Annotated in this window: 13 protein-coding genes, 1 pseudogene and 1 riboswitch; all 14 genes and pseudogenes read left to right on the top strand. The window is 38.2% G+C overall.

The features are described 5' to 3' along the window. Positions 1–28 precede the first annotated feature (28 nt). On the top strand, positions 29–754 hold the full coding sequence (locus PTI45_RS02620; protein WP_069325982.1) for a hypothetical protein: 726 nt from the start codon (positions 29–31) through the stop codon (positions 752–754). Further along, positions 751–1,590, top strand: coding sequence for a hypothetical protein (locus PTI45_RS02615; RefSeq protein ID WP_069325981.1), 840 nt, complete (start codon positions 751–753; stop codon positions 1,588–1,590). The genes PTI45_RS02620 and PTI45_RS02615 overlap by 4 nt, the downstream gene beginning before the upstream one ends. Then, the gene (locus tag PTI45_RS02610; protein ID WP_069325980.1) at positions 1,580–3,397 is read left to right on the top strand and encodes a P-loop NTPase family protein; all 1,818 of its coding nucleotides are present in this window, start codon (positions 1,580–1,582) and stop codon (positions 3,395–3,397) included. The genes PTI45_RS02615 and PTI45_RS02610 overlap by 11 nt, the downstream gene beginning before the upstream one ends. Continuing rightward, complete coding sequence (locus tag PTI45_RS02605; protein WP_069325979.1) at positions 3,394–5,463, top strand: hypothetical protein; 2,070 nt, start codon at positions 3,394–3,396, stop codon at positions 5,461–5,463. Before PTI45_RS02610 ends, PTI45_RS02605 begins: the two co-directional genes overlap by 4 nt. Before the next feature lie 55 nt (positions 5,464–5,518). Further along, entirely contained in the window at positions 5,519–6,004 is a 486-nt protein-coding gene (locus PTI45_RS02600) for an ABC transporter permease (protein WP_069325978.1), read from the top strand. A gap of 10 nt (positions 6,005–6,014) precedes the next feature. Next, positions 6,015–6,395, top strand: coding sequence for a hypothetical protein (locus tag PTI45_RS02595; protein WP_069325977.1), 381 nt, complete (start codon positions 6,015–6,017; stop codon positions 6,393–6,395). 20 nt (positions 6,396–6,415) lie between these two features. Further along, the gene (locus PTI45_RS02590) at positions 6,416–6,967 is read left to right on the top strand and encodes a hypothetical protein (protein ID WP_069325976.1); all 552 of its coding nucleotides are present in this window, start codon (positions 6,416–6,418) and stop codon (positions 6,965–6,967) included. Then, the gene (locus PTI45_RS02585) at positions 6,954–7,946 is read left to right on the top strand and encodes a hypothetical protein (RefSeq protein ID WP_069325975.1); all 993 of its coding nucleotides are present in this window, start codon (positions 6,954–6,956) and stop codon (positions 7,944–7,946) included. The genes PTI45_RS02590 and PTI45_RS02585 overlap by 14 nt, the downstream gene beginning before the upstream one ends. 305 nt (positions 7,947–8,251) lie before the next feature. Continuing rightward, a pseudogene (locus PTI45_RS24610) lies at positions 8,252–8,840 on the top strand (ATP-binding cassette domain-containing protein); the annotation flags it as partial. A gap of 74 nt (positions 8,841–8,914) precedes the next feature. Next, the gene (locus PTI45_RS24605; RefSeq protein ID WP_425415563.1) at positions 8,915–9,808 is read left to right on the top strand and encodes an ATP-binding cassette domain-containing protein; all 894 of its coding nucleotides are present in this window, start codon (positions 8,915–8,917) and stop codon (positions 9,806–9,808) included. 163 nt (positions 9,809–9,971) lie between these two features. Beyond that, a riboswitch (TPP riboswitch) is annotated at positions 9,972–10,081 on the top strand. Positions 10,082–10,324: 243 nt separating this feature from the next. Then, on the top strand, positions 10,325–10,960 hold the full coding sequence (locus PTI45_RS02575) for a thiamine phosphate synthase (protein WP_069325973.1): 636 nt from the start codon (positions 10,325–10,327) through the stop codon (positions 10,958–10,960). 8 nt (positions 10,961–10,968) lie between these two features. After that, positions 10,969–12,141 carry a glycine oxidase ThiO gene (gene thiO / locus PTI45_RS02570; RefSeq protein ID WP_069325972.1) on the top strand — a complete coding sequence of 391 codons (1,173 nt, stop codon included), beginning with the start codon at positions 10,969–10,971 and terminating at the stop codon, positions 12,139–12,141. Beyond that, positions 12,132–12,335: a sulfur carrier protein ThiS gene (gene thiS, locus PTI45_RS02565; protein WP_069325971.1), complete on the top strand. Its 204-nt coding sequence runs from the start codon at positions 12,132–12,134 to the stop codon at positions 12,333–12,335. The genes thiO and thiS overlap by 10 nt, the downstream gene beginning before the upstream one ends. A gap of 1 nt (position 12,336) precedes the next feature. Continuing rightward, positions 12,337–13,104 carry a thiazole synthase gene (locus PTI45_RS02560; protein WP_069325970.1) on the top strand — a complete coding sequence of 256 codons (768 nt, stop codon included), beginning with the start codon at positions 12,337–12,339 and terminating at the stop codon, positions 13,102–13,104. Position 13,105: the final 1 nt, after the last annotated feature.

The following is a 13,105-nucleotide window of genomic DNA, read 5'->3' as shown; positions in this document are numbered from 1 at the left end:
CCTTTACCAAAAGAAAGGATTGAGCAGTTTGAAAACCTGGATATTTACAGGATTGTGCGATAAGCGAGATTTAATGTTATCCCTTTGTGCCTTGATGACCTCAGCCGGGCAAAAAGTATTATTAATCGATGCGACTTTAGAACATCGTTATCGCTACTACAGTGGCAATTCGGATTATAGACAGACTATTACTGAATTTGCCGGATTTGATTTAGCGACAGGGTTTGAAGCTTTTGAACATATTAATACACAGTTATCCCATACAGATGAAGATTGTATGCACTACGATTATATTCTTTGTGATGTAGAACAGACTACTTTTTATAATCGTGAGCAATGGATTAGTGCCGAGGAACATGTCTGGGTAAGCGATTATGATCGATTGACAATCGACAAAAGTATTAACTGGTTCGAACAGTGGTATCAACAGATGCAAGCTCAAGATAAAGCCACTTTTGTCCCTTCATTTCATTTAACGTTTATTCATACAATAGATTGTTCATTAGAATCGCAATATATCCGCAGTCATTTAGATCATTTACCGATTGCTTGGAATACAGAGATTGTTACTATTCCATGGACAGAATCGGATATGGCTCTGAAGTTAGAAAATGAATATGCAGAAAAGTTACGTATTCGTCCATTATCCCGTTTGTTCAAAAAAGGATTGTGTGAACTTACAGGTCAGATCAGCGGAATGGAAAATAAAGAAATTAAAAAAGCGCTTAAACAAGCAGAAAGGAAAAGAGCATGAGTACAGTAATGTTTTGGAGTCCGCAAGCAGGTCATGGTAAAACATCTTCACATACCGCATTAGTTACCTTGACAGCAGCACTACAATATCGCTTACGCATATTGGTCTGCCATAATCAAGCTCAAGGCGAAAGTATAGAGAGCGGATTAATGGCTCATGGTACTCTCGTATCTACCGCTTATCAGGAATCAGATATTGGTATTGATAGTGTGCGTCGATTGTTATCTTCACGCAAGCTGAACAAAAATAATATATCTGATTACACGATTCCTTTATTAAAAGATCGATTAGACCTACTACCGGGTACAATGATTCAATCCAACCAGACAGTGATAGATAAAGATTCCGATTGGCATGATATTTTGAATATTGCGAATGAGTATTATGATCTTGTGATTGTAGATATAGGTTCAGGTATGGATAAAGTGGAATTGTTGAAGTATGCAGATGGTGTAGTCGTCAATATGAGCCAGAATATCAATCATTTAGAATCCTTTTTTACTACTAGCAAGCAATGGGCATCGATTCATCAGCAACCATGGACAACTGTATTGGGTGCTTATGATCCAGATTCCAAATGCACGATATCCAATATTCGTCGCAAATACAGTTTGAAGCAAAATATATTCGCTATTGAAAATGATGCTCAATTTAGAGATGCATGGAATGTACAGACATTGCTTCCTTTTGTTCGTCGGAATCTGGGAGTGGCTCAGCCGCGTAAATATGTGGAACTCTTTAAGCAAGCGACTATGTTAACAGAACATGTACTCGAACAGTTAAATGAAGGACATGATCATAAGCAGCTTGGAGAGGGGAAGCTTCATGCTATTTGAAAATGGAATCAATATGACTTTGATTATTATCGTTCTGCTGATTCTGGGTGTACTTTTGTTTGCACGTCATCGTCGTGCAGCCCTTGCAGGTAATGATATCGCTGTCAATCATAGTCAGGAGCATACATTGTCTGCATTGATTCAATATGTTAAAGATCAATTGCATGATATGAGCCATAGTCGTTTATCAGATTATGGTCTGAATGAAGAAGAGTATAGACGTAGAATTGCAAAGCGTACCGAATTACGTCAAGCGTTAAAAGGCTGTATTTCTGGAGATATAATGGATAAGCGCTATGTCAAAGATTTTATTGCAGGTCTTTTACACAAAGGATACGGGCTAAATGAAACCAATATCAATCAGATTATTCCGTTTGATCAAGAAGAACGATTAACAACAGGTGAACAGTTCGATATTTTGTTATATCGCTATATTAGCAAATATGGACGTGATGGATTATCGATGCTGATTGATACATATGATCTAGCAGCGCCTAAATTAATCGAAACCGATGGAGATAGCTTATCTTATGCTATAACAGATCATGATATTCAGCAGATTTTTAGACAGGAATATCGTCCTTTAACTTTTGAAGAAAAGTTAGATATTGTAACGCAAAAAGTCTATCAGCATTATAAAGGATTTTCTGTTATTGATGAAATTAGAGATCAACGAGTGGATGGAGTAAGTGGCGGGGTCAGTGGTGTATTGGAAGACTCAGGGCAACTGACACCACGGTATATGCCTAATCCTAAAGATGAAGTTGTTGAAGCACCTGCTAAAGGATGGGAAAGCGTATGGCTATTTTATAAAGGTAAATCTATTCACTTATCTTTTTTAAGCTTTGGGTCTGTGCGCGAATTAAAACGGGTCTGTCAAAATATCTATAAATACAATCATCCAGGGCAATTGTCTGAAGCTAATGGATACAAAGTAAATGAAATGAAAGATGGTTCACGGATCGTCGTTGTACGTCCTCCTTTTGCAGAATCATGGGCATTTTTTGTACGTAAATTTGACGTGCAAAATGCTACCTTAGAACAATTGATTCGTGGCGATCAATCGGCAATGGTGATTGAAATGCTGGTTTACTTGATGAAAGGAGCACGAATCACATCGATAACAGGTGCTCAAGGTTCTGGTAAAACAACATTGTTGATGGCACTGGTGAAGCATATCTACGCTTCGTATACATTGCGTGTACAAGAAATGGCGTCAGAACTTCATTTGCGTGAAATCTATAGTCGACGTAATATTTTGAGCTTCCGTGAAACTGAAAATGTATCTGGTCAACAAGGTCTAGATGTGCAGAAAAAAACCGATGGAACAGTTAATATTCTGGGAGAAGTTGCTACTGATGAAGTCGCTGCATGGATGATTCAGATGGCACAGGTAGCTAGCTTATTCACTATTTTTACTCATCATGCCAAAACATTTCGTGATCTGATCTATTCGCTTCGTAACTCATTGCTCAAAACAGGGGTTTTCCAAAATGAAGTGATCGCTGAAGAACAAGTCGTTAGTGTCATTAACTTTGATATTCATTTGAAAAGAGATGCAGAAGGACAACGTTATATTGAACGTATCACTGAATGTGTACCTGTAGCAGATCTAAGTGAAGAAGAAGGTCATAACCAGCGATATACGTTTATTGCACGTAATATTATTGAATACCATGATGGTGTATATGTAGCTGTTCATCCGTTATCTACAAAAAATAAGATCGAAATGCAGGAGCAAATGACAACGCAAGATCGTGTTTCGTTTGAACGTTTTGTACATACGTATTGGGGGCAAGTGGTATGAGTATCAAGCATTTGCTTATCGCTGTATTGATTATATGTGCAGTTGGAATGGCAGTTGTTATCATACTTTATCGGATACAGCATAATCGTAGTCGTCATTTAACAGCAATGATGCCTTCTGAGAAAAATCATGATCTGCGCAAACGATGGCAAGCATGGCATTATCAGACGCTACAGCAATCGTATATGGTAGCAATGAAAGTTCCATTATTAGGAAGTTATGTGCTTCGGATCCGTAAACGGCTTACCAGTATTCATGCTTATGAAGAATGGGAATTACGTCGTCGTACGATGGCAGTAACATGGATGATTATAGGTATACTAGGTGGATCGATAGTGATCCTTATGATCCGTAATCCTGACCCTTTGTTCTTTATTATGCTTTGTATTGCTGCTGTAGTGCTCAATGGCATGTTTATCGAAGCTTATGCAGGTCGATTAGAACGAAGACTGCTGCGTCAAATGGTCGATTTGCTAGCAGATGTCAGACATCATTATCACCGTCATGGAATGGTGGATGAATCTCTATATGAAGCGTCAGAATATGCCGCTCCTGAGATTGCGCTCCATGCGAATTTGATCGTAGAAGCATTAACCGACCAACATCCAGAAGAACGATTAGAACAGTATTATGAGACAGCTCCTAACCGCTTTCTGAAAGCTTTTGCCGGTATATCCGGTATGGTGATGGAATATGGGGATAAAGTAAGGCAAGACGGTTCTATGTATCTTAGAGGACTCAGTAATCTCACTAAAGAGATTCATTTAGAGATTTTACGAAGAGATAAGCTGGATTATCTGCTTAAAAGTCTAAACATTATTGTGCTTGTGCCAATCTTTTTTACCAATCCAATCGAACAATGGGCACGTAGTAATTTTCCAGCAATGGATGATTTTTATACCAGTAAATTAGGATTTATCGCACGTATTTTTATTTTTATCTTGATTCTCATTAGTTATCTGTTACTTCAAAAATTACAAACTTACGATGAGACAACGTATCGAGCAGGGAAAGATTATCGTTCCTGGGAACAAGCATTGTTGAAATGGAAATGGTTTAACAAAATTGTTTTTCTAGCATCGGCAGGAGAAAATCCACTTCATAAGTATCGGTTAGACAAATTATTGAATGATGTAAATGCCAGAATTACAGTGGAGTGGTTACAAGTACGCAGATTAGTACTTTGCATCTTATGTTTCGTCGTTACTTTATCAGCAGGAATGATTCTACATCATCAATCCAAAGAAATGATTCTATATGCGCCTGTCAAAAACGATATGTTATTTGGCTCTATGTCTATAGATGAACAAAAAAACGCGCAGGAATTAGCTGACTTGGATCGTCAAATTATGCTTTCTGTCGGATTGTCTAGTCAAGTGACTTATGAGCAGATTGCAATACAGGTGAACAACTCTGGCAAGTTTCGAGATCAAGAGCAGATCAATACCACAACGGATCGCATTTTGCTCAAGCTCAAAGCATATGATAGTGAATATTTTCGCTGGTGGGAGTTGCTGATTGCCCTTATGATGGCTTTGATTGCTTATCAAGTCCCTGTATGGATGCTGTATTTCCAGAAAAAAGCACGAAGTATGGATATGAAGCACGAAGTATATCAATTTCATACCGTGATCTCCATGCTCAGTGGAATGGATCGTATGTCTGTCGAAGTGATTTTGGAATGGATGAATCGATTCGCCGTTATCTTCAAATTACCGTTACAGAAATGCTTACTTCATTATGAACATGGACCTGAAGATGCATTGGAACAGCTCAAAGATGAAGTCTCTTTTCCTGAATTCGGTAAGCTAGTCGACAAACTTCATCTAGCCGTAGATAAAATTCCGATTCCACAAGCATTTGATGATCTAGAAAGTGATATGTCTTATTACTTTGAACAGCGTCGTCAAGAATATGAAAAAATGATCGAAACGAAAGCAACATGGGGAAAAATGATTGGCTTTACGCCTATGTATGCTTTGATATTCCTTTATCTGGTATTACCGTTAATCGGTATGAGCTTTAGCCAGATGGAAGTGTATTATGATCAGATTCAGAAAATATAGCTATTCATAAACTATTAACGTATAAACTACAAAACCAATAACGGGGGATTTTACAATGAATAATGCTTCAACTGCTTTGAAGGTAGCCGCAGGAATATTTTTAACGATTGCTTTGATTACGATTGTTGTTATTTTATTTATTTCTGCTCAAGAAGCTACCAAGACTGCACAAAATAACTTTGCGGATATCCAAACTGAATTATCTCAAGCTTCTTATACAGTATATGATGGTACAACTATAAGTGGTTCTCAAGTAACGAATGCTTTGCGTAAGTTCAGCGGCAAAGAACAGTTTGGTGTTCAGGTAACAACGGGTAAAAACAAAGGGTCTAACGGACAATGGTATGGCAATACGTTAAATACAAGCGGAGAATTAACTTCAGATTCGTATGGATCCGTAACCGCTAAAGCTAATGGGGATATGAATAATACAATGGCCGAATCAAGTGCCGAGTATGTTAATCCAAGTGGTAAATTCAAAGCAGCGATTATCAAAGATCGTTCTAATGTAGTTCGCGGTCTTGTTTTCACACAACAGTAAGGAATGATCTATGGATAATAGTACAAAAAGTATGTTATGGCTGGCTGTTCAATTATTTTTGTTTGGAACAGCTTGCCTAGCGGCGCTTTACTTGAGCGGTGGAATGCAGAAAGTCACTCAATTATCAGAACCCGTGATGCAGGGTCAAAAACAAAGTGTTCAGCAGTATATTGGCGTTTCAGAACCGCTGACATATACAGGCGCACAGGTCAGGCAGTCGATAGCTCAGATTCAAGAGATCGGTGTCGATATGCAAATAGATCATTCTCTTTATCCTCATCATATACAACCTGAACCATCTGCATTACTGAAAATAGACGTACAGCGTACGTATCAGGTCACTTACCAGACCGATCAGCAAGGGAATATAGTGACTATTCAATTTAGCTAAGAAGGATCAAGGAGAACGCTATGAATTCGATGTCCAAAGTATTTGCCGCTTTTCTTGCGGTAGCTTTATTATATGTATTTCCGACGATGCAGGCGGCAGAGCGGCAAGACGATCTTTCTCAGATGATGGTTTATAATGCAGTTGTTCAATTTACCGATGCTGTACGTACCAAAGGATATGTGACTCCAACAATGTACAATGATTTTACCCGTGAAATGAATGCCACAGGGAATCAGTACACTATTCAATTAGAACATTTGCACAAAACGTATCATCCTGAATATACAGATCCTGCGAATCCGAATACATTTGAAAATAAATTTACTACTGTATATGAAGGGTATTATGAGAATGCGATACTCCCTGTATTGTATCCAGAAAATAGTATGGCTAAAGATGATCCAAGCAGACAATATCGTTTACAAAATGGTGATTATTTCACCGTAAAAGTAGAAAGTACCAATCGAACCATGGCAGCGATCTTACGTGGGATGCTGGGGATTGAAGGAAATCAGAATCGTTCTGCTGTACTTGCACGTTATGGAGGCATGGTGCTCAATGAAGATTACTGATTTTGCAATTTTATTCGTAATTATTTTCTTTCCATTATTTTGGCTAAGTGGACTACATACCGATGAACAGTCACAAGCATCCAGTCTACAGATTTCGTACACTACAGCACTTCGGACTGCTTCTCAAGACGCAGGTCAGGTTATGAGTACTAATGAACAGCAACAATATGAAGCAGGATATTCTTCTGAGAAGTTTTTTCGAGCAGACAAAGAACTAGCCTTACAGACATTTCTGAATACACTTTATTTGAACTTTGGTATTCGTGGTGATGAATCGGCTCAGCAAAACCTTTTGTATTATATTCCTGCTATTGTTGTCATAGATTATGACGGATATTATATTTATGCTACCGAAAATTACATAGGTGCAGATGGATCATCCAATGCTAGACATACATGGCATCCCAAAAAGCCGTATGCGTATTCAGATGCGCAAGGTAACAGTATACAATTTACATTAGATCATACTGTTCATGTGACAGAAGCAAATACCGGCGAAGTATTAGATGGACAAGCAGAGCAGTTAGCTAATGAGACAGATATTGCACTTTTAGACCAAATGGATACCTTTGAGCAAGTTAGACGTACAGCTATCGTTAGTTCGATACAAAAGGATTTGGCTTATTATATCAACAAGCACAATGAATATGCTTCTCGTTACGGGATTTCTTATACATTTACGTTGCCAACGATTTCGCAAGAGGAATGGAATAATAGTATCAATGATATCGGTATTTTATCTTTTTTACAGGGAATTCCTACAGGTAGCGGTTATTACAACAATTATGCGCTAGGTGGAGGACGATTAGTGAAAAAGACTTCTTGGTTAGGAACAGTCGATCCTAATTCAGGTATTAAATATGCATATCCTAATGGCTGTAAGTTACCTGCGCCTGCTCAAGATTTATTCACCGATGCCAAAGAAGCAGCGAAATCAGGATACTTTCTACGTGATTGCCGTAATCCTTTAATACATTAATCATTTACTAATTGGAGAGTATTATCTTTTTGACAATAAATAAGAATCGTTCAAGCCAATGGCTACCTATTTACAGCTTTATTAATCGTTTTTTTTATTTATTCGTAATAAATTCACTTACAACGGTGTTCAAATTTATTTAAAAAGTAGTAAATATATTTGCTTGATCAGAAAATGAATGTAAAAAAATGAAAATTTTCAGTTCTAGACAGCTTCTGCTTATGTTACAATACACTCTGTAGCAATTTTGTAACGGTGCATATTTAAAAAAGAGATATTTAATATAGACAGGAGCATTATTTAACATGAGTTTGTTATCAGTAGAAAATGTAACGCATAATTTTGGAGACCGGACATTATTTCGGGATGTATCTTTTCGTCTGCTTGCTGGAGAGCATGTAGGCTTAGTCGGTGCGAATGGCGCTGGCAAATCAACACTAATGAATATTATGACAGGTAAACTGTTAAAAGATAGCGGTAAAGTCGAATGGGCTCCGCGTGTACGTTATGGTTATTTGGATCAGCATACGAAGTTAACTGAAGGAAAAACAGTACGCGATGTACTTAAAGATGCTTTTCTTCCTTTACTGGAATTAGAACAACAACTAAACGAAGTCACTAACCAGATGGCAGATGCTTCACCTGAACAATTGGAAGTATTGTTAGAGCAAATGGGTGATATCCAAGAACAATTGGAAATTGGAGATTTCTATTTACTAGATACCAAAGTTGAAGATATGGCTTATGGTCTGGGTTTGAATGTGATCGGACTTGATAAAGATGTAACAGCATTAAGTGGTGGACAACGTACCAAAGTATTACTTGCCAAATTACTACTTGAAAAGCCTAATGTATTGTTATTAGATGAGCCTACCAACTATCTGGATGTAGAACACATTCAATGGTTAACACGTTATCTACAAGACTATCCACATGCTTTTGTATTGATTTCGCATGATACGGATTTCATGAATCAAGTTGTTAATGTTATTTATCATTTGGAATTTGCCAAATTAAATCGGTATACAGCTGATTATGCTAAGTTTTTGGAAATGGCAGATATTCAAAAGCATCAACATATTGAAGCGTTTGAAAAACAGCAAGATTTTATCAAAAAACAAGAAGAATTTATTCAAAAAAATAAAGCACGTGCATCGACATCAGGACGTGCGAAAAGTCGTGAAAAGCAATTAAATCGGATCGAGCGAATCGACAAACCGGAAGAATTTGCAAAGCCGACATTTAATTTCAAAGAAGCACGTGCAAGTAGTAAAACGGTATTTGAAGGTAAAGATTTCGAGATCGGTTATACTCACGCTTTATTGCCTAAAATGACTATGAATATTGAACGTGGTGAGAAAATTGCTATCGTAGGTTGTAATGGTGTAGGTAAATCAACTTTGCTCAAAACAATTCTAGGTAAACTTCAACCAGTTAGTGGTAAAACGTATCTTGGCGATTATTTACATTCGGCTTATTTTGAGCAAGAAGTACGCCCGGATCAATTGACACCGATTGATGAAGTATGGAATGAATTTTCGCATTTGAGTCAAAATGAAGTTCGAGGTCACCTGGCACGTTGTGGATTGAAAAATGAGCATATTACACGTCCTATGCGTATGTTAAGTGGTGGAGAGCAAGCGAAAGTACGCTTATGCAAACTTTTATTACGTGAAAGCAACTGGGTACTGTTCGATGAGCCTACCAATCACTTGGATGTTCATGCTAAAAACGAACTGAAACGTGCTTTAAAAGCATACAAAGGTACGATCTTGCTTGTTTCTCATGAACCTGAATTTTATGAAGATTGGGTCACTAAAATTTGGGATGTTGAGCAATGGTCTGAAGCTAAAGCAAAATAATAGATGTATAAATATTTTTATAAATAAAGCTAACAATATCATTTATTTATAATAATTTTGGATGTATATTTGCTTTTGATTTACATTATTTGTATATTATATTTCTATAATGATTTGCTTTATCGAAATCTGTTTGCTAAGATGAATAACAAATCGAATAGCTTGAATGCACTAGGGGGGCCGCTTGAGGCTGAGATGAAAGTAGATATTGCTTTCGGACCCTTTGTACCTGATCTGGATCATACCAGCGTAGGGAAGTGGTAGCAGAGTTACGGAAATGTTAGATCATATTGTATGTACGATTAAGTCATTGACTGTATAGAGTAGAAATTATTTTATACAGAATTAGCTTATGACGATTGTCGATATGTTGTCCGTTATTCTAATAATAATCTTGTTTGATCTCAGACAAGAATCATTATTTTCTAAGTTTATACTAGCCACTTCTTTATTCATAAGAAGTGGCTTTTTTGCGTTCACTTATACATATTTTGAGGGAAGGAGAGCATATATCTTATGGAGCTTCATGCCATCAGTACAGGTCAACAATCGATCGATCAGCTTGTAAAGATAGCTTCCCAGATCTATTCATGGACGACCGCTATTCATATTCGTGAAAAAAAGTGGTCTGATTCTCAGGTCATTAATGCTGTCCAGCAGTTGATTCATACAGGAGTGCCACCATCCAAAATCAGGATCAATAGCCGACCTCAATTAGCAGTGAATCTGAATATAGGTGGTGTGCATTTAAGTGAACATATGTCTTATATAACTACAGATGATCCTCTTTCACGATGGAAAGTCGGGCGATCTGTTCATAGCATAGAGCAAGCATTACAAGCTCAAGATGAAGGGGTCGATTACCTTTTTTATGGACATATTTATGCGACTACTTCTAAGCCAGATCTGAGTCCACGAGGATTAGATCAATTAGAAAAGCTTTGTCATGCTGTATCTATACCTGTGATTGCTATAGGTGGTATTCAACCCGAACATTGCCAAGACATTCATCAAGCAGGTGCTACAGGAATAGCTGTCATGTCGGGTATTTTTGAAGCGGAACATCCACAGCATGTCTGTCAGTTATATAACGAAAGTATTCAACAAGTTACTTTTACCGATCTACAATCACAATCATTAGGAAAGAAGTGAATCGGCGGATGGTTCATCTATCGAATGGTAAGACTAATCATTATGACGTGATCGTTGTAGGCGCTGGCGTTATCGGTGCTGCGCTTGCTTATGAACTGGTACAACAAGGAGTCAAAGTCGCTTTGCTGGAAAAAAATCAACCCGCTTCTGGTGCGTCAGGGGCAGCAGGTGGAATGTTAGCGGCTCATTCAGAACATTTCGCTCATCAAGAGTTGTATCAATTGGCATTATACAGTCAATCGCTCTATAGCAAGCTGGCTACTGATCTATTGGAGCAGACAGGGATTGATATTGGACTGCGAACAGAAGGATTTTTGCTACCCATGACTGCTGTTCCTACACATACTGATTCGAAAGTAGATCTCAAAGAGTGGTGGAGTCCTTCACATTTAGCACAAGTGGAGCCATATATTCATGCTCCTTCTGGCATGATCTACAATCCAGATGAACCGCAATTAATTCCAGCTTTGCTCAATCAAGCCCTTGTTCAAGCAGCGATTCAATATCATGTCGATTTTTATCCAGAGACTGAAGTATATCGCTTGCTACATTCGCAAAAGAAAGATCATATTACAGGTGTAATCACTAATCAGGGAGAGATCCATGCTGAGCAAGTAGTTTTAACAACAGGCTTATGTACACAACAATTGTTAGCAACAGAGCAGTATCATTTGCCTTTTGTGCCGGTCAAAGGAGAATTAATCGAAGTTAGTACGCCTTCTCAGTATCTTGGACATACGATCTATGGAGAAGGCATTTATATGATTCCCAAAAGCGATTATCGAATCTGGATCGGAGCTACGAGTAAACCAGAACGTACAGATACAACAGTAGATATTTCTGCAATTGCTCAGTTGTTGTCTGGAGCGGAGCAATTTCTACCTGCGGTGGGATCAGCTACGTTTGAACGTTGTTGGTCAGGCATACGACCTGGAACACCGGATGAATTACCTTACTTGGGGCAAATTCAACCGCTCGCTGGATTATGGACCGCGTCAGGTCATTATCGCAATGGAATGTTGTTGGCTGCTGGCACAGCAAAATGGATAGCAGAGGCACTCATAAACAATCATACAGTTCATATTCCCGATTGTTTTTCACCAGAACGAGCTTTACGAAAGTCGAAATCTCTATCAACTAAATCTTTATCCACAATCGAAGGAGTGTCTACATGGAATTAATAATTAATGGCAATCGGAAATATGTAGAACCTGAATACAATACCGTATCCAAACTACTAGAATCATTATCTCTCGGTCAAAAAACAGTCATTGTAGAGCATAATCAACAAATTTTGCAAAAAGAAGAACACCCGCATATTGCACTGGCAGACAAAGATATATTAGAGATTGTACATTTTGTAGGAGGTGGCTGATTTGTTAACGATAGGTACACATACATTTACATCACGGCTATTATTAGGAACAGGGAAATTTACAGATTTACAGATTCAGAATCAAGCTGTTGAAGCTTCAGGTACAGAAGTGCTAACTTTTGCCGTCAGACGATTGAATTTAGATCAAGTGAATGAACCGAACTTTCTGGAAATGTTAGATCTCAAAAAATATAAATTACTCCCAAATACCGCAGGAGCCAAAACAGCAGAAGAAGCGATCCGTATCGCTCGCTTAGCAAAAGCTTCTGGATTATGTGATATGATAAAAGTAGAAGTTATCGGAGATGATACGTTGCTTTTACCTGACCCTTTGGAGACGGTCAAAGCTTGCGAAGTCTTGCTAGCAGAAGGATTTATTGTTCTGCCGTATATCTCTGATGATTACATGTTAGCCAAACGTCTACAGCAACTTGGTGTACATGCGATTATGCCGGGTGCTTCACCGATCGGTTCGGGTAAAGGAATACTCAATCCATCTGCTTTACAATGGATTATCGATCAAGCGACTGTACCTGTGATTGTAGATGCAGGTATACGTTCTCCTAAAGATGCTGCTTATGCAATGGAATTAGGTGCGGATGCAGTACTGCTAAATAGTGCAGTCTCAGGTGCAACCAATCCTGTCCAAATGGCAACAGCAATGAAGCTGGGGGTAGAAGCAGGTCGATTAGGAAGGGAAGCAGGCATGATTCCTGTACGTGAGTATGCTGTGGCAAGTAGCCCAGCAGAAGGGATGATTACCACTTGAA

Origin of the sequence: Paenibacillus nuruki, from assembly GCF_001721045.1 — a bacterium.
GTDB lineage: Bacteria > Bacillota > Bacilli > Paenibacillales > Paenibacillaceae > Saccharibacillus > Saccharibacillus nuruki.
This window is presented reverse-complemented; position numbering and strand designations above follow the sequence as displayed.